The organism is Pseudoalteromonas sp. SG44-5 (assembly GCF_014164175.1).
In the GTDB taxonomy this organism is placed as follows: Bacteria; Pseudomonadota; Gammaproteobacteria; order Enterobacterales; family Alteromonadaceae; genus Pseudoalteromonas; species Pseudoalteromonas nigrifaciens.
Genome location: NZ_JACJES010000003.1, coordinates 66480 through 93230, shown reverse-complemented (window position 1 = coordinate 93230; position 26751 = coordinate 66480). Strand labels below are relative to the sequence as shown.

At 37.8% G+C, this 26751-nt stretch carries 19 protein-coding genes and 1 pseudogene; 5 read left to right on the top strand and 15 right to left on the bottom strand.

The features are described from left to right. Positions 1–233 precede the first annotated feature (233 nt). The 6 genes from H5079_RS05040 to H5079_RS05015 form a co-directional block, all read right to left on the bottom strand. Entirely contained in the window at positions 234–1241 is a 1008-nt protein-coding gene (locus H5079_RS05040; protein WP_011330089.1) for an isocitrate dehydrogenase, read from the bottom strand. Between the two features lie 187 nt (positions 1242–1428). Further along, positions 1429–3111, bottom strand: a complete 1683-nt coding sequence (locus H5079_RS05035) for a hypothetical protein (protein ID WP_182683604.1) — start codon at positions 3109–3111, stop codon at positions 1429–1431. Positions 3112–3123: 12 nt separating this feature from the next. Further along, positions 3124–3507, bottom strand: coding sequence for a DUF3192 domain-containing protein (locus H5079_RS05030; RefSeq protein ID WP_011330091.1), 384 nt, complete (start codon positions 3505–3507; stop codon positions 3124–3126). 69 nt (positions 3508–3576) lie between these two features. After that, positions 3577–4350, bottom strand: a complete 774-nt coding sequence (xni, locus tag H5079_RS05025; protein WP_011330092.1) for a flap endonuclease Xni — start codon at positions 4348–4350, stop codon at positions 3577–3579. Between the two features lie 8 nt (positions 4351–4358). Next, the gene (gene ppnN, locus H5079_RS05020) at positions 4359–5702 is read right to left on the bottom strand and encodes a nucleotide 5'-monophosphate nucleosidase PpnN (RefSeq protein ID WP_011330093.1); all 1344 of its coding nucleotides are present in this window, start codon (positions 5700–5702) and stop codon (positions 4359–4361) included. Between the two features lie 216 nt (positions 5703–5918). After that, positions 5919–7433 (bottom strand): GGDEF domain-containing protein, encoded by a 1515-nt coding sequence (locus tag H5079_RS05015; RefSeq protein WP_182683767.1) that lies wholly within the window; start codon positions 7431–7433, stop codon positions 5919–5921. A gap of 226 nt (positions 7434–7659) precedes the next feature. Between H5079_RS05015 and H5079_RS05010 the strand changes: the two genes are divergently transcribed. The 3 genes from H5079_RS05010 (at position 7660) to H5079_RS05000 (ending at position 14062) form a co-directional block, all read left to right on the top strand. Beyond that, the gene (locus H5079_RS05010; protein WP_182683603.1) at positions 7660–9447 is read left to right on the top strand and encodes a M61 family metallopeptidase; all 1788 of its coding nucleotides are present in this window, start codon (positions 7660–7662) and stop codon (positions 9445–9447) included. A gap of 165 nt (positions 9448–9612) precedes the next feature. Further along, on the top strand, positions 9613–11712 hold the full coding sequence (locus H5079_RS05005) for a bifunctional diguanylate cyclase/phosphodiesterase (RefSeq protein WP_182683602.1): 2100 nt from the start codon (positions 9613–9615) through the stop codon (positions 11710–11712). A 178-nt stretch (positions 11713–11890) separates the two neighbouring features. Then, positions 11891–14062 (top strand): S46 family peptidase, encoded by a 2172-nt coding sequence (locus H5079_RS05000; RefSeq protein WP_182683601.1) that lies wholly within the window; start codon positions 11891–11893, stop codon positions 14060–14062. A gap of 133 nt (positions 14063–14195) precedes the next feature. Here H5079_RS05000 and H5079_RS04995 read toward each other — a convergent pair whose 3' ends face one another. Beyond that, the gene (locus H5079_RS04995) at positions 14196–14528 is read right to left on the bottom strand and encodes a PBPRA1643 family SWIM/SEC-C metal-binding motif protein (protein ID WP_179806871.1); all 333 of its coding nucleotides are present in this window, start codon (positions 14526–14528) and stop codon (positions 14196–14198) included. Positions 14529–14713: 185 nt separating this feature from the next. Here H5079_RS04995 and H5079_RS04990 point away from each other — a divergent pair, with 185 nt between their 5' ends. Beyond that, positions 14714–14977 (top strand): MetJ regulator of methionine regulon, encoded by a 264-nt coding sequence (locus tag H5079_RS04990; RefSeq protein WP_182683600.1) that lies wholly within the window; start codon positions 14714–14716, stop codon positions 14975–14977. Positions 14978–15112: 135 nt separating this feature from the next. Then, positions 15113–16384 (top strand): O-acetylhomoserine aminocarboxypropyltransferase/cysteine synthase family protein, encoded by a 1272-nt coding sequence (locus tag H5079_RS04985; RefSeq protein WP_182683599.1) that lies wholly within the window; start codon positions 15113–15115, stop codon positions 16382–16384. Between the two features lie 52 nt (positions 16385–16436). Here H5079_RS04985 and H5079_RS04980 read toward each other — a convergent pair whose 3' ends face one another. From H5079_RS04980 to H5079_RS04945, 8 genes and pseudogenes are all read right to left on the bottom strand, one after another. Beyond that, positions 16437–16622, bottom strand: coding sequence for a DUF1289 domain-containing protein (locus H5079_RS04980; RefSeq protein WP_182683598.1), 186 nt, complete (start codon positions 16620–16622; stop codon positions 16437–16439). Between the two features lie 16 nt (positions 16623–16638). Next, complete coding sequence (locus H5079_RS04975; protein ID WP_182683597.1) at positions 16639–17154, bottom strand: hypothetical protein; 516 nt, start codon at positions 17152–17154, stop codon at positions 16639–16641. Positions 17155–17258: 104 nt separating this feature from the next. Next, entirely contained in the window at positions 17259–17873 is a 615-nt protein-coding gene (hisIE, locus tag H5079_RS04970) for a bifunctional phosphoribosyl-AMP cyclohydrolase/phosphoribosyl-ATP diphosphatase HisIE (protein ID WP_011330106.1), read from the bottom strand. After that, positions 17870–18643 (bottom strand): imidazole glycerol phosphate synthase subunit HisF, encoded by a 774-nt coding sequence (gene hisF, locus H5079_RS04965; RefSeq protein ID WP_182683596.1) that lies wholly within the window; start codon positions 18641–18643, stop codon positions 17870–17872. Before hisF ends, hisIE begins: the two co-directional genes overlap by 4 nt. Before the next feature lie 396 nt (positions 18644–19039). Then, on the bottom strand, positions 19040–21415 hold the full coding sequence (locus H5079_RS04960) for a diguanylate cyclase domain-containing protein (protein WP_182683595.1): 2376 nt from the start codon (positions 21413–21415) through the stop codon (positions 19040–19042). 322 nt (positions 21416–21737) lie between these two features. Next, a pseudogene (locus H5079_RS18510) lies at positions 21738–21893 on the bottom strand (SDR family NAD(P)-dependent oxidoreductase); the annotation flags it as partial. Positions 21894–22128: 235 nt separating this feature from the next. Continuing rightward, on the bottom strand, positions 22129–25194 hold the full coding sequence (locus H5079_RS04950) for an efflux RND transporter permease subunit (protein ID WP_182683594.1): 3066 nt from the start codon (positions 25192–25194) through the stop codon (positions 22129–22131). Between the two features lie 11 nt (positions 25195–25205). Continuing rightward, complete coding sequence (locus H5079_RS04945) at positions 25206–26273, bottom strand: efflux RND transporter periplasmic adaptor subunit (RefSeq protein ID WP_182683593.1); 1068 nt, start codon at positions 26271–26273, stop codon at positions 25206–25208. Positions 26274–26751: the final 478 nt, after the last annotated feature.

Sequence of the window (26751 nt, the reverse complement as noted above, 5' to 3'; positions counted from 1 at the left end):
TGTGTATGTGGTTATTTTTAAGGGTTTTGAGGGAGTATGTCAACCGTGAAATGGCTTTTATGCATTATTTTTTCTCATCATGCTATTTTTGTGCTGGAGTTAGTTGTTTTTTGAGGTTTTAAAGTGAGTGGAGGGAGGTTTTATGCAGGTTTGCAATTTTGAATATTAAAAAGCCAGCAATTGCTGGCTTTTTATATCAGTACGCTTACAAGTACTTATGTATGTACTTTATATTACAAACGGTCGATAACAGCTTGAGTAAAGTCTGTTGTACCGTGGCTGCCGCCTAAATCGCGAGTAGTACGATCGCCTGACTTAATCACATCAGCAACTGCACTTCTAATGCGCTCTGCGGTGTCGCCCATGTTTAAATGCTCAAGCATTTGAATAGACGCTAAAATTACAGAAGTAGGGTTAGCTAGGTTTTTACCTGCAATATCAGGCGCACTGCCGTGTACTGCTTCAAAAATTGCAGTATCTTCGCCAATGTTAGCACCTGGTGCCATGCCTAAGCCGCCAACTAAACCAGCACATAGGTCTGATAAAATATCACCAAATAAGTTTGTGGTTACTATTACGTCAAACTCTTCTGGCGTCATTACTAGTTTCATACAGGTTGCATCAACAATCATTTCGGTTGATTCAATTTCTGGGAAACGTTCTGCAACTTCACGCGCTACTTTTAAAAATAGGCCTGATGTAGATTTTAAAATATTTGCTTTATGTACCGCTGTTACTTTTTTACGGCCTTCACGTACTGCTAGCTCGTAAGCAAACGTTACGATTTTTTCTGCGCCTTCGCGAGTAATAACAGATTTTGCTTCTGCTTCGTTACCATCTTCACTTACAATTTGACCAGCGCCAGAGTACATACCTTGGGTGTTTTCACGAATAGTGATGATATCAATATCATCATAACGTGCTTTTGTGCCTACAAACGATTTAACAGGACGTACGTTTGCGTACAAACCAAATTGCTTACGTAGTGTTACGTTTATAGAAGTAAAGCCTTCACCAACCGGCGTTGTTAAAGGACCTTTTAAGGTGATTTTGTTTTTAGCGATAGTATCGATTGTGTCTTGCGGAAGTAACTCACCTGTTTTTTCAAGTGCAGCTAGGCCAGCATCAACAAATTCATAATCAAAATCGCATCCTGCGGCTTTTAGTATTTCAAGTGCTGAGTCGATAATGCTAGGGCCGATGCCGTCGCCTTTGATCACTGTTATGGTTTGTTTGGCCATTAACTTATCCTTTAAAGAGTTTGATTTGCACATAAATTGTGGCTCCGAGGGAGCAACTGCTTGTTAGAAAATTTATGTGAACGAGCTTGAGAATTCAAGGGCGCATTTATACCAATTATTAAGTCATTTTGCCAGTTTATACTGTTAATACTGGGTATAACCGCTGTTTATAGTTAAAATAAGTAGCTTAGATACTATCAAACAAAGCTAATGTTTGAAGTTTGTCATAAAAATCGGCTTGATTGTCCCAGCCCTGGGCTATTAATTGCTGCTTAAGTGTTTGCTGTTGCCAAGGTGTTAATGCTGTTTTTGGCTTAAACACGCTTTGCGCCACGACTTTAAATGCTACCCATAACTTACTTTGCTCAGTGAGTTCGTTTTTAGCTACTTGTTCGGCATCTAATAATGCAAAGGTCCATGGGTTATCACTTAAAAGCGCTGATAACTGCTGATTTAAATGCTTACTATCCATGCTTTCTATGCAAAAAAATGCGCACATAGGTGTATCGGATGATTTATTGGGGGCGTGCGCTATAGGCGTCTTTCTTGAAAGTTGCGTACTACAATGTATTAATAAGTAATGCGCGTAAGCATATAAAGGCAAACAAATATGCTCAAACTGATATTGCTTATTGTTATAGACCAATAGCCTCATTATATCGACCATACATTTGAGTCGATTAACTAAAAAAGCATGTAAAGGATGCGGAATAGCAAAAACTAGTTGCTCAAACACCACGCGCTGTATAATAGCTGGGGCATTATTGTAGCCAACCATAGACAAACTATGCGTTAAATTTTTAGCGGCTTGATGCTCTTTGTTATACGGTTTAACTGCTTGGCATAAGCTTTTAATAACATTAGGGTGTGGGGCTAATAAAGTATTTATATTGTTAAAGCTATACTCTTGTTGCAGTTTAATAAGCCCAATTAGATCATATAATGTGTTTTGGGTACTGGGAGTTGCGGCTTTTATATTTACATATTCAGTATCCCACACTTTATAAAGTATACGTTTATCAGCGCATAGCCATTGTACTGCGTTATCGTTAAGCGTTGCTTTTACCCTGTACCAAACTATTTTGTTCTTTAAGCTTTTAATAAGTATGTGGCGCTGCTCGGCGTCGGTTGCTAAATAAATCATTGCTTGTTCGGCATATAAAACTCGGCTCCCGGGGAGCAAAGGACCAATATGCGCAATTAATGATTTTAAGAGCCGCTGAGCAAATAAATTTGGGGTTCGCAAATATAAGTCGCCTATCGCTTTATAAAAATTTATTTGCTGATTTGCTGCATTACACGTGAGGTTAACTGCCAAAATATTAGCTAACGCCACAATTATTGTGCCGCCATCGTATAACATTATTTTAGGGGTGCTTACTAAAGCGTGTTTATATTTACTCAGTTTAGCTAATACTTGAGTAATACTATGAGCAGGTTGCTTTGCGGTTAGTAATACGCGCGCTGCAAGTTTGTGGCGTAATTGCCATATTTGGCTTTCGGTACTGGTAAACGCTATTTGTTTGGACAGTTTATTAAGTTGAGCGCCTACGCACAAGTGCTCAATTAATGACGCACTAATATACAACTCACTTAGTTCGTCATCGTAATTTTGGCTTACGCACAGTGCGGTTGTTAAAATACATTGGTTAATTACAAGGTTGGTAGCAAAGTCGTACTGAGTTTTATAAAGCATAAGTTGCGCTTGTAGAGCACTCGGATTTTGCTTATAAAGGGTTCGGTATTGCTCTGCAAGTTTGCACACTAGCGGATAAAAGGTAGGCCATTGTTTTTTATTATTGTATGAAGCTAAAAATAGCTGCGTATGCTCAAGCAACCTTTTTAGCTTTATTGATACAGGCTCATCCATTATGCCGTTTCCCTAACCTGGTTTTAGATATTGATCGTAAGCACTGGGACCCCATAAAATGAGCTGCCCGTTTTTAAATAATAAGCCGGTACATTCATCTATAGTAGTAATGCCGTCAGATGTTTTATGCTGGGTACGATAAAAAACAATTTGCCATACTTGGTCCTCATCACGCTTAGCAAAGGTAAGATCTGGGCTACCTAAATATTCGAGTACACTATTGAGGGTTGCAGTGTCTTCTATTTTTAGCTTTTCGATATAGCGTTTATTATAGGCTTCTCTGTCTTGCCAAATCATAGCTTGTGGATCATCTTTATAAAAAACGATCACTAACGTGGCTATTAGCGCATACAGCCCTAAACCTAAAATTAAATATCTAAAAAACTTTTTGAACATTACTTACTCTACTAACCATCACTGCTAATAGTATACGTATTGTCGTACGGCAGTGCTATTAACTTGCGACTAATTAAGCCTTAACTGCTTTAAACTAAAGCCTAAGTTTATATCGGTGCGTAAACTAACCAGTTGCTTTGAAATAACATACATATCCATATTCTCAGTTAGCTTTTTACGTAAGCTGGCACTAAGAGCATCGTCATTGAGTGCATCCTCGACAGAGCTATAGTTATTAACTAGTAGCTGTGCCGATTTAGTGCCTATGCCTTTTACGCCCGGAATATCATTGGTTTTATCGCCAGCAAATGCCCAAAACTCTACTAGTTTTTTTTGCTCAACGCCAAAGCGTTGCTTAATACTATCTTGATCTAAATAATGTTTTTTAAAATAATCATACACAGCTATATGCTCATTTAAAAAAGGTAAAAAGCCTTTATCAGTTGAGACAATCACACTGCTGATGTTGTTATGTGATGCCTTATTTGCAAGAGTTGCAATAATATCATCAGCTTCATCGTTTATTGGTTCAAACACTACAATACCGGTTTCTTCAATGGCGGCTTTAAATTGCACTAATGCATCTTTAAGTATTTGTGGCATAGGAGCACGGGAGTGTTTGTAATCTTTATAAAAATGATAGCGCCAACTTTTATCGCCATCAAATACGGCAATGGCATGGGTTGCTTTAGTGCTGCTTAAAAGTTTTGAGCAGGCATGCGCTACACGTGCGCAGCTTGCTTTAAGCATCTGCTCATCACTGTGATGTTTTTGATTCGCGTCAACCGCGTAAATGCGCCTAATTAAATTAAGCGCATCAATAAGTAATAAATGGGGTTTCAATACAGAACTCACGCCTTGATTGTGTAGCAGGGGACATATTTACTGCCGGGTAGTTTCATTCTTCCCTCGTCAACATAAGCTTGTAATAACTTATCCATTGCTTTCATTAAACTAGGCTCGCCACTTAGAATATAAGGCCCATGTTGTTTAATTGCTTTTACGCCTTCTTCTTTAACATTACCGGCAACAATGCCCGAAAATGCGCGGCGTAAATTTGCAGCTAATAACTGTTTTGGTTGTTCTAGGTGCAAGTCTAGGTTCGCCATTTGTTCATGTGATGGTATAAACGGCTGTTGAAAGTCATTTTCTATTTTTAATGTCCAGTTAAAATAGTATGCATCGCCTTGGCTTTTACGATAGTCGCGAACATTAGCCATGGTCGACTTTAATTTTTGCGCTACTAATTGTGGGTTATCTATAATAACTTCAAATTTGCTGAGTGCTTCTACACCCAGTGTCATTTCAATAAAGTGGCACAGCTCTTTAAAGTAGGCTTCACTTTGTTTGGGTCCTGTTAAAATAACCGGTAGGCACTGCTTGTCATTTTCTGGGTGTAATAATATCCCTAATAAATAAAGAAACTCTTCAGCAGTACCAGCGCCACCAGGAAAAATAATGATAGCGTGCGCAGTGCGTATAAAGGCTTCTAAACGTTTTTCTATGTCGGGTAAAATGACTAATTCATTTACAATTGGGTTAGGCGGCTCTGCTGCAATAATGCTGGGCTCGGTTAATCCTAAATAACGATTGTTTTTAATGCGCTGCTTAGCGTGGCCAATAGTAGCGCCTTTCATTGGACCTTTCATAGCGCCAGGGCCACAGCCGGTACAAATGTTTAAGCCGCGCAGGCCCAGCTCATAGCCTACTTGTTTGGTATATTTATACTCAACTTCACTAATAGAATGCCCACCCCAACATACAATCATGCTTGGTTCGCTGTTTACTTTTAGTGCATCGGCATTTCTGAGCATATCAAAAACCATGTGGGTAATGGCTTTTTGTTCTTTAAGATCTTTTTCGTATTTTTGACATATAAATAAAATATCGCGGATCACAGAAAATATATGCTCGTGAATACCGGTAATAATTTCACCATCAACAAATGCGGTATCAGGTGCGTTAATTAGTTCTATTTTTATGCCGCGCTCACGGCTAACTAAACGAATATCAAAGTCTTGGTATTTATCGTAGATGTCGCTACTTTCATCTGTATGGCTGCCTACGTTGAGGACGGCAAGCGCGCAGTTTCTAAATAATCGATAGCGTTCACTAGCGGAAGATTGCTCTAATAAATCAACTTCTAATTGCGACAGTAAATCTAAAACCCCAGTAGGGTTTAACTGTATTAACATCGGCATTCTCCTTGCTGCTTAATACCAATTGAATACAAGCGTTGATTGCTCTAGCAGGTTAAACTCATTTTGGGCACTTGAACTTATATAAGTAATATATAAGGCGCCGTACTTTTTTAGAGCGGTTGCTATAATTAACGACTCATTTAATACAATTGGTATAAAATGTAAAAAACTAGCTAGTTATAAAACTCAAAACAATTGAGCTATATAACATTATTTACGTATACACAGACGATCCCGACCTGCGTTTTTGGCTTCGTATAAAGCATCGTCTGCTCTGTCAAATGCCTTTAATAATGTGTCACCTTGTTTAAACTGAGTTGCGCCAAGTGACACTGTAATTTCTATTTGCTTATCTTTAAACTTAAACGGGATCTTTTTTATATTTTTTTTAAGCTTTTCGAGTTGGGGAATGGCATGCTCCAAAGAAGTACCTGGCATTAATAGTACAAATTCTTCGCCGCCATAACGCGCTATAAAGTCAGTTTTTTCTATCGACTTTTGCAAGGCTTTAGCAATAACTTGTAGCGTAATATCTCCAGCAGTATGACCAAATCTGTCGTTTATTGACTTAAAATAATCTACGTCAATTACCACCAGAGTAACATCGGATGCTTGCACATTAAATAAGTGCATTTCGTGATTATAGCGCTCATCGAAGGCGGCCCGGTTTGGCAGTTTGGTTAGGCTATCGAGCAGGCTTTTGAAACGTTGATCGTTAAGGCGTTTTTTATATTTAGTGAGTTTATTTTCTAAGCTGCCAATACGATTATTTATTTTATCAAAGCTGGTTATAAGTACTTTGCGATCTTTGCGTTCAAGTTCTTCTTTGGCAATAAAATCTTCACCGAGGGACTTTAATTCATGATCAACCAATTTTCTTAATGATGAAATTGAAGTAGTACTCTTAGTTTGTTCATTAAGATTATTAATTTTAGTTTTAATACGTTTATTTAATACGTCAAACTCAATTCCCATAGATTCGGAATGTTTACTGGTCGAAAAAATCGAATGGTGTAACTCTTCTAAGGTTTTATTTAAAGACACTAAAAAGCTTTGCGCTGATTGGCGCTCGTTATTAATGTTTTTTACAATAATACTAATAATTTCAATCGCCGCAGCGAGTAAGTCATCTACTGTATTACTTTGTAAAATAGTGGTTCTTATCGATTGAATTTGCTCAGCTGCTTCATCTTCAAGTACCAGCTGGTGGGCAAGTTCTAACAACTTTTTAGCAATTGCTGGAGTATCGGTATGTTGTTCTGCGGGTATTGCATTAAATTTAGTGTGCAATGCTTGGTTATAAATAGTAATTAATTGATTTAATAGCGGTATAAAACCATGGGTTGACTGAACGGCATCAAGTTCATTATCTAACAAGTTACGCAGTGTTCTGCGTGTGTTGTCAGGTAAACCATTGGTTTTTTGTAATTGTTTACCTGCATTTTTTACACTTGTGCGTAAATCGCGTTGATGAGCGAGTTGAATGGCTTCTTGGTTTTTTAAAAGTACTAAAATATCATTAATTAACGGCGATAAGTGCTCAAAGCTAACTCCTTTATTAAGTGCGCTTCTAAATTTGGCTAGGCGATTATCTAATTCAATATCAAGACCCTTACAGCTTAAAGATAATTTAGCTGCAAAATTTGACAGAGTATCTACTTGAGTTTTCCTTGCGCTCTCAATTACTATTCGTTGTTCAATAGCTTGTTTGAGTTTTTTGTCCATAGGATTAGATTTATCAGGCACCTAAACATACCGCCATTGTGTTAATTAGTATCAGTTAAGTTTACAACAAATTTATATTAAGTGTAGTTATCTCATTAAAAACTTTGTGTTTTTAATGGGATATTGCCAATAAACGTATCTAAAAGTCTATTTATCGCTTTTAATTCACTTTTAAATAGCGCCTTGTTAGTCTTCTTTACACACTAAGTTATCTTTATGAGCCATTATGAAAAAGCTATTAGCGCTGTCTATTTTAGCCGCATGTTCTGCCCCTACGTTTGCTGATGTAAATTATTCATTAAACATTTCTCAGCCACAGCACCACTTAGGTAATGTTACGGTAGAGTTTCCCAAAACGGCACAAGCGCATTTAGACATTAAATTACCTGCATGGCGCACTGGGCGTTACGAAATATTAAATTTAGCCAATGGGGTGCGTTACTTTGATGCAAAAGACAGTACGGGTAACCCCCTAAAGTGGGAAAAAATTGATCACAGCACCTGGCGTGTACATTTAAATAAGCCAACTAAAGTTAACTTAGCATATCAAGTATACGCAAATGAGCTTGGAAAACGTGCGCGCCATATTGATGACAGCCATGCATTTATTGATGCATCAGGCTTTTTTATGTTTAGTGACTCATTTCGCCAAGAACCCGTTACGGTTAATTTAGAGGTGCCTAAACAGTGGCGCTCTGTTTCTGGAATGCAGAATAACAAAGGTAAAAATACATTTAAGGCGGCAGATTATGACGTACTTGTAGATTCACCAATCGAGACAGGTATTAACCAATTACACACCTTTAAAGTTGATGGCCGTGAATACGATTTAGTTATATGGGGCGATGGTAATTATGATGTAGAGCTCATGCTAACGGATCTAAAAAAGTTAGTGGCTACTGGCAATGTTATTTGGGATGGCTACCCGTATGAACGTTATGTATTTATGGTGCATGCAACATCGGGAGCGGGTGGTGCTACTGAGCATTTAAATTCGACTATTATTCAGCGTCCGCGAGACCGATTTGCTAAACGCGAAGATTACTTAGCCTTTATAAGCACTGCGGCGCATGAATTTATTCATACTTGGAACGTTAAAGCATACCGTCCAGCGGGCCTTACACCTTACGATTACACCAATATGAATTACTCTAAATTACTTTGGATAGCAGAGGGCTCAACCAGCTATTTCGAAGATCATTTATTAGTGCGTTCAGGCATTCAAAGCACTGATGAGTTTTTTAACCTACTGAGTAAAACAATTAATCGTCATTTACAAACACCTGGTCACGAAGTACAAAGCGCCAGCGAAACCAGCTTTGATAAGTGGATAAACCAAGGCGGGGACCACGCGCGTAATTACTCTACTAACATTTATTCAGAAGGCTCATTGTTATCACTTGCTTTAGATATTGATTTACTAGAAAAAAGCCAAGGTAAAATAAGTTATCGCGATGTACACAAGGCACTTTATAAGCAACATAAATTACCTGCAGGTTTTACTTCTTTAGATGTACTCAATATTTTAAAAGACCTAACCGGGCGTGATTACAACACTTGGTGGCAAACTAATGTCGACTCGCCAGCTTCACTAAATTTTGACGAGTTACTCAATAAAGTAGGTTTAACATTTGAGCGTCCAGAAAAAGCGAAAGCCTTAGCTAGTATAGATGCTGTGGCAAAAAATACCGGCCAACTCCTTACGCTTTCGCATGTTAAACGCGGTGGCAGTGCATGGCAGGCAGGCTTAACAACAGATGATAAAATTGTTGCTATTAATAAGCATCACGTTGGCAAGGATTTAACCAGCAGCCTAGAAATGTATAAAGCAGGGGATAAAATTACAATTGATTATATTCGCCGCGATGCACTTGCTAGCACCAGTTTAGTTTTATCAGAAGATTTTGATAAACCTAAAAAGGTGATTGCTAATAAGCAAGCATCGAGTGAACAAAAGGCGTTGTTTAAAGCATGGATAGGTGTTGAGCATCCTAATAACGCTAAAAAAGATTAACATTAATGAGTTAAAAACTAATAACTAAAAGGAGCAACGGCTCCTTTTTATTTTTACACTCTTATATTGCCGCATTACCTAAAAGCATTTATTCGCTCCTTTAAGTGTTAATTTAATTATTTCGTTCTATTATTAACATTAAGTATTATTTATTAATTGATCAGAATGAAATCTAAAAATAATATACATACTTTAGCTCACCAATATGTTGTTAATGACCCATTACATCAATTATTTGATGCTGTGAATGCTATTTCTGTACAGGGGTATGATGAACAACGCCGTGTTATTTATTGGAATAAAGGCAGCGAAGTACTCTATGGCTATACAAAAAGTGAAGCAACAGGTAAGAAAATTGAAGACTTAATTATACCAAGTGATTTACAAGAGGTAGTGATTGCTGCCCATACTCATTGGATCACAAAAGGAATAGAAATTCCTGCAGCAGAGCTAACTCTTCGTGATAAAAATAATAATGATGTTTCGGTGTTTTCAAGCCATGTAATGTTTATAAATCAATATGGCATTAAACAAATGTATTGTATTGATATTGATTTAACCGATGTTAAACAGGCGCAAGAACAGGCTATGTTTAGAGAGAAAATGTTGGAAACAATATTTGAGGCTATTCCTGATCTATTTTTTGTAATGCAAGAAGATGGCAAGATCCTTGATTATCAAGCCAGCAGCAGTAGTAGCAGTAATCTTTATGCTTTACCTCAGCAATTTATTGGTAGCAGTATGTTTGATTTATTACCAGACGATGTTAGCAGTAAGTTTAGAAAAAATATTTCCCAAGCCTTAAGCCAAAAACAGATGGTGAGCTTTCAATATGAACTAACCATGCCATTGGGAGTTGTGTACTTTGAGGCAAGAATTAACCATGTTTCTCAATATCAGCAAGTTATGGTTATTATTCGAGATATTACCGAGCAGCACAAAGCAGAAGAGCTGATCCGTAAACAAGCTTATTATGATAATTTAACCTCATTACCTAACCGCTTTTTAGCACTTGACCGACTATCGCATATGCTTTTTGAAGCACAAAGAAACAAGGGGCATGTGGCTGTACTTTTTATTGATTTAGATAACTTTAAAAAAGTAAATGACTCGTTTGGCCATGAACTAGGCGATAAGCTACTGGTTAAATCAGCTGCAAGATTACAGCAAGTCATTCGTAAAGAAGACACCATAGGGCGTTTAGGAGGAGATGAATTTATTGTACTGTTGCGGGGTATTAATAGTCATTATAACGCAATAGATATTGCAGAAAAGCTACTGAAAAGTTTTACCTCGCCATTTAAAATTGAAGGGAGAGAACTTGTACTCACTATGAGTATTGGGGTTGCTATGTACCCCGAAAATGGCGATACAGCGTCTGATCTTTTACGCAATGCAGATACGGCAATGTATCAAGCAAAAGCCTTGGGACGTAACAGTTACTCGTTTTTTACTCCACAAATGAACGTAGTAATTCAGCGTCGACTCGCGATAGAGGAGCAGATGCAAGGTGCGTTGCAGCGTAATGAATTTGAATTACATTATCAACCGCAGTTAGATGTTAAAAATAAACATGTTACTGGCGCGGAAGCTTTGCTACGTTGGTATAACCCAGTGCTGGGGAATATACCGCCCGATGAATTTATTCCAATAGCCGAGCATAATGGATTGATTATCCCCATTGGGAAGTTTGTTATTAAGCAAGCCTTACAGTTTTTAAAAAAATGGCAAAATCAGTGCTTTAATAAAGGGCAACACCATAAATATACTATGGCTGTTAATTTATCCCCAAGTCAATTTAGAGACACATCCCTACTTAGTTTTATAAAAGACACTCTTAGCGAGCTAGATGTAAAGGCTAAATATTTAGAGTTAGAAATTACCGAAGGGGTGTTAATGAATGCTAAATTGAATATAAATGACACCTTGCAAGAAATAACTAAATTGGGCATAAAGCTATCAATGGATGACTTTGGTACTGGGTATTCATCATTAAGCTATTTAAGGCAGTACCCTTTTAATGTTTTAAAAATAGATCGCATGTTTATTAATGGCATTACATCCAAAAAAGAAGACTGTAATTTAGTCAAAGCAACTATAGCCATGTCGCATAGCTTAGGGTTAACCGTGGTTGCAGAGGGAGTGGAAACGAAAGAGCAGCTTGTTTTACTTGGTGAGTTAAATTGTGATTTTGTTCAAGGTTACTATTTTAGTAAGCCATTACCTGAGGAGTTGTTATTGGATTTTTCACCAAGGTTTTTATAAATAATCACATATTATATAAAGTAGTTATAAGTAAATACAAAATATAGCTGCCACAGTTTGCTATTAACGCTATATATGAAGGTTTATAGGCCACATTGTAACAATTTATTACCACGGTATTGACCTGCATAATACTTCACGAGTAACCTGTTATAGAAACAATAAAAAGGACTCTATAATGCGTTTAACACCTCTTGTCGCTATAATAGCATCAACTTTAGCAATTACACTCTCAAGCACTGCAATTGCAGATGAAGGCATGTGGCAACCACATCAGCTTCCAGAATTAGAATCAATATTAAAAGCCAAAGGGCTTGAAATAGATGCTAAATCTATTTCAAAATTAACCGAATTCCCGATGAATGCGGTAATTAGCCTAGGTGGTTGTACGGCATCATTTGTATCGCCAAAAGGTTTGGTGGTAACAAACCATCACTGTGCTTATGGCTCTATTCAATACAACTCAACAACCGATAATAATATTTTAGAAAATGGCTTTTTAGCTAAAACTCCAGCGCAAGATTTACCCGCAGCTCCTGGCTCTCGTGTTTATGTTACTAAAACCGTAACTAACGTTACCGACAAAGTAATTAAAGACACTCAAAAGTTAAGTGCTAAAGCACGCTACGATGCCCTTGAAAAAAACGAAAAAGCATTAGTAGCTCAGTGTGAAGCCGATGAGAGCTATCGTTGTAATGTGTATTCCTTTCATGGTGGCTTAGAGTATTACCTCATTAAGTCGCTAGAAATAAAAGATGTACGCTTAGCATACGCTCCCGCTATGGGCGTAGGTAAATATGGCGGTGATATAGACAATTGGATGTGGCCGCGCCATACCGGCGACTTTGGTTTTTACCGTGCGTATGTAGGAAAAGATGGTAAACCAGCACAGTACAGCGAAGATAACGTACCTTATGAACCCGATTCTTACTTAAGTGTAAGTGCTAAAGGTGTGCAAGAGGGCGACTTTGTAATGGTAACAGGCTATCCAGGGCGTACTAACCGTTACCGTATTGCTGCAGAAGTAGATAACGTATTTAACGACAGCTATCCTAAAGCGCGTGAACATAATTCAAAATACGTAGCACTTATTGAAGAAAACGCAGAGGACGGCAGTAAAGCGCGTATAGCTTACGAAAGCACTATTGCAGGTTACAATAATTACATTAAAAACTATGGCTCAATGATAGAAAGCTTTAAAAAAGGCACCATGTTTGAGCGCAAAAAACAGTTTGAGCAAGAACTAACTCAATGGATAAATAGTGATAAAACACGCAAGCAGCAATATGGCGATGTTTTAAATGAGCTATCGGCATTAGTAACGCAATCGCAACTGCATAGCGAGCGCGATCGTATGTTAGGTTATGTACACAGATCACAAATGATCAGTACCGCTCGCAGCTTATACCGTTTAGCGTATGAGCAACAAAAGCCAAATGCAGAGCGAGAGTCTGGATACCAAGAGCGTGACTTACCGCGCATTAAAGCTGGGCTTGAGCGTATGACGCGTCGCTTTGATGCCAATGTAGATAAAGCTATTTTACTGCACTTTTTAGAGCTTTATGCCGCACTTCCGAAAGAAGAGCGCTTTAGCGAGGTTGATAAGGCATTTAAACTACAAAATGGTTTTGATAAAGCGAAACAAAGTGCATTGCTTGAGCAAATGTATACTAAATCAACACTTGATAACGAAGTTGTACGCAATTCATTGTTTGAGCAATCGTTTAGCCAGCTAAACCAAAGCCAAGACCCATTTATGCAATACGCTAAAGCGATATTTGCAGTAATGAAAACTGAAGAAGATAAATCAAAAGCACTTGCAGGCAAGTTACAAGCTGCTCGCCCACAATTAATGAGCGCTATTATTGCCTTTAATAAAGCACAAAATAAGGCCGTATATGCAGATGCAAACAGCACATTACGAGTAACTTACGGCACGGTAGGAGGCTACTCACCACAAGATGGTTTAGTGGCAACACCATTTACGTCATTAGAAGGTTTACTGGCTAAAAATACCAATGTAGCGCCATTTAATGCACCTAAAAAGCTACAACAGCAAATTAAAGCGAAACTTTACGGTGATTACACCGGCGGCATGAACACAGTACCTGTTAACTTTTTATCAAACGTAGATACAACCGGCGGTAACTCAGGCTCGCCAACACTCAATGGTAAAGCCGAGCTGGTGGGTTTATTGTTTGATGGCGTATATGAAAGCATCATTGGCGATTGGGATTATAACCCAGAACTAAACCGCTCAATTCACGTAGATTCTCGTTACATGCTATGGGTAATGGACAAGGTAGATAATGCCCAAAATTTATTAGATGAAATGAAAATAGTAAAATAAGTTAAGCGCAAAAATAAAGCCGAACCTTTATTTTAGCTGAACTTTATAGCAAATAATAAAATGCCACTTGTTATTAACAGGTGGCATTTTTATATTAAAGAATGAGAAAGGAGGTTAAATTATGAGCTATAATTTAAGCACAACACTTTTTATACTTTTTACCACTACCGCATAAACAAGGAGAGTTACGCTCAGGGACTTTATCGAATACTTGCGGTGTAGACTTAACCAGCGCGAATTCAAGCTCTCTTATATCTTCATCACTTTGAGTATTAAGCTCTACTGTAGCAAATAACCTATGTTCTTGTACTATTGCTTCTACTTCTAACTTGCGTTGTGGTGAATTAACCACTAACGATAATGGATGAAGCTCGCTGCCCACTTTTTCATTGCGCTTAGGACTAAAACCGTTACTGTTATTTTTACCCATTATATCGGGCTTACCCATAAAGAAAAATTTAGACATTATACTTATATAACCGTTCTACATTATTTAGACGGCGTATCCTAACAGCTTAGACATAATATAACTAAGATGTACGCACTATTAGCCAATTTAAATAGTGAAGTTAAAAGTAGCGTCAATAAGTATAACGACCTATCAAACTATCAATATTAAACTAAGCACTTAAATTAAAAGTGAGCATACCCATGGAAAGTTTAAAAATTGGATTATTAATATCGGCAAGTATTATTATACTTATTGGTTATTTACGCATTATTACAGATGAAAAAGGTAATATAAATTTAAATAATTATAGACTAACAGGGGGAGTATTATTGGTGTGCAAAGGGATATATACAGGCACGTGCGACCTGATTGCAGGTGAGACATCAAAAAATATGCAATCTGCATGTATTATTTATTTAGGCGTAATACTCTTTATTATTGGTTTTAGTTTACAGCTAAACTAGTTATAGCTTTAAAAGTTAACAGTGGTTGTTTTTAAAGGTTAAAAATTTCAATCGCCATTAGTATATTTCAAGTGCACTTAGTAGCATATAAGTGCTAATTTAACGCTAAGTAAATTAATAACAGGGAATATACTAATGAAACTAGAATCTTTAGCGCTGCATCATGGCTACGAATCAGAATCAACCACAAAGTCTGCAGCAGTGCCAATTTATAATACGTCATCTTATACGTTTGATAACACCCAGCATGGTGCTGATTTATTTGATTTAAAAGTACCTGGTAATATTTACACCCGTATTATGAACCCGACTAACGCAGTATTAGAGCAGCGTATCGCGGCTATGGAAGGGGGCGTAGGCGCACTGGCTGTAGCCTCTGGCATGGCAGCAATTACTTACGCAATTCAATGTTTATGTGAAGTTGGCACCAACATTGTTAGTACTAGCCAAGTATATGGCGGCACTTACAACTTATTTGCACATTCATTACCACGGCAAGGTATTGAAGCACGGATGATCAAAGCAGATGACTTTGAGGCCTTTGAAAACGCAATAGATGATAATACTCGAGCAGTATTTTGTGAATCAATTGGCAACCCTGCAGGTAATATTGTTGATATTGCCCGATTAGCTAAAATAGCACACAGTAAGGGTGTGCCCCTTATTGTTGATAACACAGTAGCAACGCCGTACTTATGCCGCCCATTCGAGCTGGGTGCCGATATAGTGGTGCATTCATTAACTAAATACATAAATGGGCACGGTACTGCCATTGGCGGCATGATTGTTGACTCAGGTAAATTTGATTGGAAAGCAAATGCTACGCGTTTTGCCATGATGAACGAGCCCGATCCGTCTTATCATAATGTTGTTTATACCGAAGCCTTTGCAGAAGCTGCGTTTATTGGCCGTTGTAGAGTGGTTCCGCTTAGAAATACCGGTGCGGCACTTGCACCAAAAAATGCATCAGACATTCTAATTGGCCTTGAAACCTTAGGTTTGCGAATGGAGCGCCACTGCGAAAATGCACAAAAGGTGGCTGAGTATTTACAAAAGCATCCTAAAGTTTCATGGGTTAACTATGCAGGCTTAGCGTCAAGTCCATACAACGCAATGTGTAAAACAACAACTAATGGTAAAGCATCGGGTATATTAAGTTTTGGTATTGTAGGTGGCTTGGAAGCCGGCACTCGTTTTATCGACGCACTCAATATGATACTGCGTTTGGTAAACATCGGCGATGCCAAGTCGCTAGCGTGTCATCCTGCATCAACCACGCATCGTCAGCTTAATGATGAAGAGCTCGCGAATGCAGGTGTGAGCCGTGATTTAGTGCGTTTATCGATTGGTATTGAAAATATCGACGATATTATTGCAGATGTAAGTCAAGCGCTCGATAAAGCGTAATCGTTTTTAAGTGCCTCAAACAGTGTGGGGCACTTAATTTGAACTAAATTTACTATTTTTCACAATCTTTTCGTGGGGTTGCTAAAATCACCTTTTTTTCATCCTCAGATAAAATAATCCACTCAAAAATTTCATCGTTGGTCCGTCCGCAGCCAGTACATAGGCCACTGCGCCGCTGGCAAACTCCAATACAATCGGTTTTAAGTTTAGTCTTGCTAGTTTTTGTTTGAAAACCCATAAAACCCTATAAAAAATTATTGTTTAGTAGCTACTGATTTGCCAATTTCTAATGAGGTAGACCACGATTTTAAACTAGATAACGTTTTACCGGTGTAGATTGAAATAACAGGGGTGTTTTCATCAAGTACGAAAGTAGTACGAATCGAGTTTTTTGACTCTTTTTGGCTTTCATGCCAATTGCTTTCAAGCAAACATTGGCGAGTAAAAGCCACTGCTTTTTGATGATCTGTTACAGCAGCTACTTGCTCTTTGTAACTATTTTGACAGCGGTAAATAACATTATCATGATCAAATGCAGTAATTTGGCATTGCTTACCCACTAAATGATAGTTAGTACTCCAGCTATCCATAAATTTTGTGGTTACTTTGGTTGTTTTTAGCGATTCAAAACGGGTATCGTATGCACCAAGTAAGGTTTGAATTTTATTACATGGTGTAAGTTTATCTATAGCGGCTGTTTGCTCAGTAACAACGCTTGAACAACCTGAAATTACCAAGCCAGTAAATACGACAGAGGCTAACTTCTTCATTCAATATTATCCTTTTAATTAATGAATTTAGTGCGCTATGTGCTAAAGCACACTAAATAATTTAAGCGTGCTTTTATAAAAGTTGTTGGTATTAAAGTTACAACTTACTTGTGGCGACCTATTAAGCATTTAACTACGTCTTCAAGGGCTAAGCCTTGGCGTTGTAATAGCACTGTAAGGTGATAAATTAAATCAGCAGACTCGTTTGTTAGCTCATCGTTATCGTGTTTCATTGCAGCAAGGGCAACTTCTACGCCTTCCTCGCCTACTTTTTGACAACTACGGCTTAAATCTTCTGCAAACAAAGACGCTGTATAGCTTTTAGCTGGGTCGTCGTTTTTACGCGCTACAATAACATCTTCAAGTTGCGCTAAAAAGCTTAGGCTTGGTTTTGCATCATCGCCAAAACAGCTTTGTGTGCCTAAGTGGCACGTTGGGCCTTCTGGGTTGGCAAGTACTAAAATAGAATCGTTGTCACAATCGGTGTGTACTGACACGACATTTAAATAGTTTTGAGATGACTCACCTTTGGTCCACAAACGCGATTTTGAGCGCGAGTAAAACGTTACCTTGTTACTTTCAAGTGTCACCTTTAGTGCTTCGCTGTTCATGAAGCCTTGCATTAAAATAACACCAGAACGTGCATCTTGAATAATAGCAGGGATCATTTCACTTTTAGTGAAATCAACTTGAGTTTGGTTGTCGAGTGTTAATATCATAATCTTGCTGCCACTTGGTTATTAGTTAAAAATTGTTTTAGTTCACTAATGTTAATCACATTTTTATGAAAAACACTGGCTGCAAGTGCGCCATCAACTTCACTTTGTTTAAACACATCTACAAAATCTTGCATAGATCCAGCACCGCCTGAGGCGATAAGAGGAATATTACACAGTTCGCGTATTTTACTTAATTGCTCAATATCATAACCGTTACGTACGCCGTCTTGGTTCATACAGTTTAATACTATTTCGCCTGCTCCTAAGTCTTGTACGCGTTTAACCCATTCTTGTGTTTTATAACGGGTACGGCTTGACGCATTAGGATCGCCAGTAAGTTGGTACACTAAGTATTCACCGGTCACTTCATCGTAAAAGCTATCTATACCGACCACTACGCATTGCTTACCAAACTCATCGTGCAGCTCTTTTATTAGCTCAGGGCGAGCAATAGCAGGGCTGTTAATGCTGATTTTGTCTGCGCCGCGTTCAAGTACGCGAGCGGCATCGGCAACCGACTTAATTCCGCCAGCCACACAAAAAGGAATATCAATATGACGGGCAATACTCTCTACCCAATTTACATCGAGTAAGCGTTTCTCAACACTGGCACTAATTTCGTAAAAAACAAGTTCATCTGCACCGGCCTCGCTGTAAGCTTTTGCCATAGTTAAAATATCACCAACTACTTCATGGCCTTTAAATTTTACGCCTTTGACTACTTGGCCGTCTTTAACGTCGAGACATGGAATTATGCGTTTTGATAACATGGGAAAGTCTCGCAGGTAGTGTGTTTATTTTTGAAAGTCATAGCTACTATTCTTTTCGTTAATATTTTGCATTAATAACAACAACACTAAAAACATTATTGTCAGCAAAAAGTCATATTAATAATTACCTACAGTATATATATATCTAAGCGTTATTTATAGGCGAAATATCTTATAGTTAATTACTTTTAAAGCTATTCAGAGGATTGTATAAATAACAAAAAGTGAGAACTTACGGATGCTAATTCCATGCTGTATTAATGTGTTAAATTATAACAAATGGGCAATAAGCAGCCGCTAACTTAGCGCTTTTTAGGATATACATAGTGAAGCTGTAGGAATATTTGAGTTTTTCAGTTCAGTTCATTTAAGTTATGTATTGTTAAAATTAAATGCTCAACTTAAATTGACTTGTGGTTGGCTGTTATTAGCATGATCATGCTTTTTACTTTTATGTTCATACATTCTTTTATCCGCTTTGTTAAGTAATTCATCTAAGTCTGCTGCTTCGTCGGGATATATAGCATAGCCAATGCTTACTGTAACTAAGAGTTCGTTGTGCTGCAAAACAATAGGTAACTCAATCGCACTTAAGTATCTGGTTATTTGTTTTTCTATTTGGTTTAGGCTTTCAATGTTGGTGCTTATAACAACGAATTCATCCCCGCCAATACGGGCGATACAGTCAGTTTTACGGGTTATATCTTTTAAGCGGTCGGCTATTACGGTTAATACACAGTCGCCAACTATATGGCCGTGAGTATCGTTTATTGGCTTAAGCTTATCTAAGTCAAAATATAAGCATGCCACTTTACTGTTTTCTTGTTTAGCTTTTCTAAACTCACATTCAGCAAACTTTGTCAGGGTGTTGCGGTTTGCAAGCCCGGTTAAATAATCGGTTTGAGCTAGTTTTAGTACTTCTTTTTCAGCGATAATACGCTTTGAAATATCAAAATTAATACCGACTATGCTATCACCATATACTCGCCCATCGGCGTTTATATAACGTATTGCTCCACAGGGCAGTATAATTTTAAACTCAGCATGAAACTTTTCATTGGTTGCTATTGCTTTGGTCAGCCTATTGGTAACATCATCATAATCATCGGGATGAATTGTTTTTGACCACTGAGCATAGTTACAAGAAAAAGTACCCTTTTTAATGCCATAAAGTGTGTGCATCCAGTCATCCCAAATAAGCACATCGGTTTTAAAATTCCATTCCCATATGCCAATATTAGCCGCATCTGCTGCTAATGCTATTCGATGATGCAAGTTATCTAGCTCAATTCTAGCTTCTCTGAGCTCAGTAATATCTTCAGCAATACCAAGTAAAAATTTAGCCTTACCCATATTATCTTTTATAATCACTTTGTGAGTACGTAAATAGCGAGTTGCTCCATTTATGGTAACTGGCTCTTCGTTAATTGTTATCGAATTGTTTGAGTTCAATACTTTGCGATCTGCTTTTGCAAAAAATTTTGCTTGCTCTGCTGGGAATATATCAAAGTCATTTAATCCTATAAGTTGCTCTTGTGATTTGCCAAGTAATTTTTCAGCTGATTTATTTACATGGCTATAACTTAGATGCTTAGCTTCTTTAATAAACAAAATGTTAGGTAGGGTATCAAATATGGTTTGTGTAAAGGCTTCTTGATTTTGAATATCGGTTAAATCTTTAATAGTAGCTACTAAAGGGGCGTTAGTTAGCTCACTTATAGGGTTGATTGCGATTGTTATAGGAAACTCTTGCCCACAATTTTTGCATCCCTGTAATAATTGGCTTTTTCCAAAGTTGGATTGATCTTTATTAAATGAATGATAAAATTTTGCATGCTTTTTTGGCAGCAATATAGCAATGTTTTTGCCAATTAACGCTTGTTGATCAAAACCAAATACTTTAGTGGTTGGAGGGTTAGCAAATTCGATAATGCCTTGGCGATCAAAACATATCACTACGTCTTGTACTGTATTTAGTACTGCTTTTAATTTTGCCGATAACAAGCTTCTGGCGCGTAATTCAATACTGCCTACTAAAAATAAGCTCAATACTAGCACTACAAATATAATCACTTGGGCAAGTTGTGCACTGTTGTCATTTGCAAGGTAGGTTGTATGGCTAGATTCAAATACATACATAGAGAGCATACCAATATAATGCATACCCGAAATAGCACTGCCCATTACCAGCGCTGCTAAGAAGTTAACCCGCTTTTGTTTATTTTGCGTTGTTTGGCGTAATTCATTTATTTTTAAAGCTAAGCCCGAAAGTGCTACGGCAATAAATACAGAGAACGTAAACAGAGTGGGCTCATAAGCCATATGCGCTGGCATTATCATGGCTATCATACCTACGTAATGCATACTGCCAATACCTAAGCCCATAAGTACACTTCTAAACCATAAGTGTTTAAAACGCTCTAAATTAGGGGATATAACAAAATAACTAGCAAATATACTGGGTAAAATTGAAACTAGTGTTATAGGTATATTGTATCTTACAGGAATAGGGAGTTGGTAGGCTAACATGCCAACAAAATGCATTGCCCAAATACCTGCACCTAAAAAGCAAGATGACAGTAGGGTCCAAAAAAGCTTTTCGTTTTTAAGTTGCGCGCCTTTAATACGAGCAGAAAGTAAAAATGAAATATAAGATGCAAATACCGCTGTAAATACAGACGCTAAAACAAGTATGGGGTCATATTTGGCTGTGATCACCGCTGCTTTGAGCATTTCTGGCGTTACAAAATGCAGCGTTAAATGATTAGTCAATGCGGTCCCTCACCTTGATTATAAGCTCTAAGGGCCTATTTATGAATAACTTAAGTATAGTATACAAATATAGTGTTGACCATTAAATGCTTAACTGAAAAATATTACTTTGGGTTATTTTAGTACCGTTAGTATGAGGGCTTTTAGAGGTTTTATAACGGGGGAATAGAGTTAAGCAAGTTGGTTATGTTAAGTAAGTTGCGATATAAAATGAGTTTGTGAGATTAACTATGGTGTTAGCTTTAACGTATTGATAATTAAAGGTATGAAGTAACATTATTTTAATACTTCAGAGGTAAGCACTTTTTAAGTGCATCAGTACTTACAGCGAGTGGGCCATGGTGCTAATAGCGAGGCAGTTGTTAACGCTCGCCATAGAAGAGATATTAATTATGCTGCCATAATCGCTATTTTTCATGTGAGGAGCCACTAATTGACAAAGTCGGCACATGGTAAACACATTCATATCAAATACGCGTTTAAATTGGCTACTTTAATGTCGCAAGGGTTTTATTTACCTGTACCATCGCCGCCAACAGTGTTAACAAGCACGCCGATGGGCACTTTATTAAAGTTATGAAACTAGTTATTTATCAACAGCATAGAGCGATATTTTATGTTGTGGGTTGGGTATAAAAAAGCATGCGGCCAGATAATATTTTACATTAGCTGGCCGTATATTTTATTTACTTTGCAATATTTAGTTTATTACCTTAGGCACTAACTGGTGTGCGTTCATCTTTTTTAACGCCCATAAAAATAGCGTAAAGCACAGGTATAACAATTAAGGTTAGTAATGTAGCAAAGAGTAGGCCAAATACTAATACAACCGCCATTGATTGGAAAAACGCATCAAAATAAAGCGGTATTACCCCAAGTACTGTTGTTAGTGTTCCCATCATTACTGGTCTTACTCGGCTATTAGCCGAATCGACAATGGCATCATAACGTGGTTTACCTTGCTTAATTTCCATATCCATTTGATCAACCAATACAATGGCATTTTTAATGAGTAGACCAGATAAAGAGAGCAATCCTAATATCCCCATAAACTCAAGTGGAGTTTGTGTTGTTACTAAGCCAAATACCACGCCTATAAGAGCCAGCGGTACCACAAGCCAAATAATAATAGGTTGTTTTAAAGCATTGAATAACACCACTACAATTAGCACCATAGCTAAAAGGCCAAGTGGTAGTGTTGATGCAAGCATTTCATTTGACTCTTTTGATTGCCCATACTCACCATCCCATTCCAATGTGTAACCGGCAGGTAAGTCAATCGCTTCTATTTGTGGCCTTACTCGATTAAATAATTCAGATGCAAGCTGCCCAGGAAGTGGATCGGCTTGAGCCTTAATTGTCCACATTCTATCTTCGCGCTTTAAAATACCATCACGCCATACGGTTTTAAATCCATTAGTAACTTGCTCTAATGGGATTGTTTTACCTGTGATTTGGCTAGGAATTTGAATGTTGCCTATGTCATTAACATTCGAGCGCTCTTTTAGGGGAGCTCTAACAATAATAGGAATTAACTCTTCACCTTCTCTATATTGGCCAACCGTTTTACCAGAAAAGTTTTGTTGTAACGCTTCAGCAATTGCTTTGCGTGTTACACCTGCACGCTGGGCATTAATTGGCGAGTATTGCGGTTCAATAACCCTAACTTGCTGGCGCCAAGTATCTTTAATTGAGAGTGCACCGCCGTCATCAATCATGATTGCTTTCGCTTTATCGGCTAATTCACGAATTACTGCGGGTTCTGGCCCTTTAAATGTTGCCTCAATTTTAGAGCCACCTCCGGGTCCCATTACAAAGCGCCATACTTTGCCTTGCGCTTCTGGGAAGGTGTCATCTATATACGCTTGTACTTTAGGGATCATAGTATCAAGCACTTTATAGTCATCTACTTTAGCTAATATTTGGCCGTAAGAACTGTTTGGTGATTCTGCTCCATAAATAAGCATAAATCGTAAACCGCCACCACCAATTAAGGTTTGTACGCCCTCAATACTCTCTTGTTGTTGAATAAAGGATTCAAGCTTGATCATATCTTTTTTGGTTTTTTCGATATCAGTTCCTTGCGGTAACCAAAAATCTACTACCATTTGTGGTGTTGTAGAGGCTGGGAAAAACCCAGATTTTACAAACTGAAATCCCCACATTGATGCACTAAAAGTAAATATCACTACAGCAACTGTTAACCAGCGATGATTAAGCGAGCTAACAACAATGGATTGATAAGCCGCCATAATCATATTAGGCTTAGCTGTTGTAGAGGTGTCTTTATCTTGTTCTTTAAACAAGCAAAAACAAAATAGTGGCGTTAGGGTAATTGCAAATAACCAACTGTAAAGTAAAGAAATTAAAATAACCCAAAATAAATGCCCAGTAAATTCGGCAGTATCACCCGGTGCTAAACCTATAGGTGCAAAGGCTACAATACCTACCAAAGTGCCGCCTAATAAGGGCCACCTTGTTTGCTTTACAACTTCAGATGCAATTTCTAGCTTTTTGCGTCCTTGTTTGGTACCCACCAGTATTCCCTCGGTGACAACAATGGCATTATCAACCATCATCCCTAAAGCAATAATTAATGCCCCAAGTGAAATTCGGTGCATGGGTATGCCGCTAAAGTCCATGGTTGCTAGCGTGGCAAAAATAGTCAGTAGTAATACTGCGCCAATAACAAGCCCAGAGCGCAGCCCCATAAATACAAGTAAAGTAACAACAACAATAATTAATGCAACAATTACATTTACTACAAAGTTATCTACCGATGCCTGAACAACCTTACCTTGATGATAATATTCATGCACTGTTATACCAATGGGTCTCACGTTTTCAGCTTGTTTAACGCGCTCATCTACGCGCTCAAACACTTTAACAACGTTAGTACCAAGCACACTGGCAACCCCTAAAGAAATTGCCGGTTGCCCGTTGTAACGTACAAGTTTAGTTGCTGGGCTTTGAAAACCACGATATACATTAGCAATATCTTTTAAATATATAGCTTTACCGTCATTGGTGGCGCTCACTAATAGGTTTTGTATTGTTTCAATAGAATTAATAGAGCCTGTGGGATCTATAAAAATACGTTGATCACCAATTTGCGTATTACCGGCACTTATTACTGTATTTTGCTTATCTAAAATTGAATAAATATTACTGATTGAGCTACCTAAAGTGGCCAAATCTTCACGGGCTATTTCAACAAAAATACCTTCTTGCTGAACACCGGTCATAGCTACTTTAGCAACGCCTTTAACCTGTAAAATATCACTTTGTAGGTTTTTAGCGTAGGCATGCAGCTCATCAGGAGAGTAACCCTCGGCTGTAATTAAATAGCTTAAACCATATACATCACCAAAATCGTCAAATATTTGTGGCGTACCTGTACCTGGTGGAAGGGAAGGGCGAGCATCATTAATTTTATTTCTTAGTTTGGTCCATATAATCTGTAGCTCAGACTTTGTCGGCGAAAACTCCGATTTAATCTCAACTTTTATCTCAGACATACCCGATGAAGAGGTAGACGATATGGTATCAATTTCCTGCAATTCTTGAATAGCACGTTCTAAAGGCTCAGTTACTTCTCGGGCTACCTCTAAAGGGCTCGCACCAGAGTAAGGAACAAACACTTGTGCGGTACGAATTATAAATTCAGGGTCTTCAAATCGTGCCATGTTTTTATATGAAGAGAAGCCAAAGCCTAACGTCAGTATAATAATTATGGTACTAATTAGTTTGTTATTAATAGTCCACTTTGCTAAATCCATTACTCAAGCTCCTATGACTTAGTCCAAGCGCGTACTTTCATACCATCGGTTACATAATTTGCACCGGCACCAACAATTACATCGCCGGCTTTTATACCACTGGTAACAACTAGTTCTTCACCAATACCGTTTACTAAGGTGACAACCGTTTTACTCACGATCATAGATTCACTTACTGTCCATACATAGTGCTGGCCATTTTCTTCAAAAATAGCAAATGTAGGCAGAGTAATTTCATTTGTAGTCGACTTATTATCAAATTCGATACGTAAACTGGCATTCATGCCGGGTAAAATATTTAGGTTTTGCGGTACAGCAAATGAAAACCTAACTTCATAAGTTTGGCTAGACGTATCAGCTTCTAAATTAGCGCGACGAAATGTAGCAGGAATAGGAGTATTAGCAGCTGATTCTAAAAGTACAAAGGCACGGCTGCCTGTACGCGAGTCAACGGTGGCAACAATAGAAGATGGAATATTAACAACCACTTCCATTTCGCCTTTACCAAATAAAGTAACTATATGCTGGCCTGCATTTACATTCTCAAGCGCCTCTACTGGTACAGCGGCTACAATTGCATCATAAGGGGCAACTAAAGTACTGTCTGTCAGTGCTTTTTTTGCTGAGTCATAGCGAGATTGAGCAACTTCTTTTTTCGATTTTAGCTGCTCTATATCTCTAGCCGAAATTACGCCATCTTTAGAGAGCTTAATTCCGCGATTAAAGTCATTATTAGCTGTTTCATACTGTATTTTTGTAGAGTTTACTTCGTTAATAAAGTTACGCTTTTCTAACGATGCCAGTTCGTCACCTTTTAATACGGATTGCGCTGCAATAACATTGAGTTTGTCTATTTTACCGCCAACTTGAAATGCCAACTTTGCGCTTTTTATCGCATCGACAGTAGCAGGATAAGTAAGAATGTTTGAGTGCGCAGTATCTTTAATGGTAATTAATTTAACAGGCTTTGGGGCCTTTTCAATTTTTGTATCGACCTCAGGCTCAGAGCAGCCCGACAGTAGTACTGCTAATGCAATGCATAGCGTATATCGATTTTTTACTACGTGTTTTATATTCATATTTTATGCCTTTTATAAAAATCAGGTACGCTTAAACTATATAAACCGGTAAACCTACAACAAACTGTGTAACTATTAATAAGCTTGATAACCTTATTACTTATAAGGAGTGTCACCATTGCTTTTATTAACTTTCCCAACGACTTATGAATAATTATACCAAATCGATTGAGTGTAATTCTGTATTGTTATGCTGTTATTAGAAGTAAACGCTATAAAGCCAAATACTGCAATTATAATTGTTATTATAATGTTAACTTAATATTTGTTATACAAAGAGTATACTTTAGCGCATATTATTAAGAATATCATTGTAAATTCAATGCGTTAATATATCTGTGCGTTAATGTTTTTGTTTGTGCGATTGTGTAACTCAGTGATACAGGTAAGTATATTATGTTGCAAAATTGCGAGTTTGAAAGAGCTTACTATATTGCTAGGGCTACTTTAAGTACTGGATGAGGCTAGGTTAAGGGCT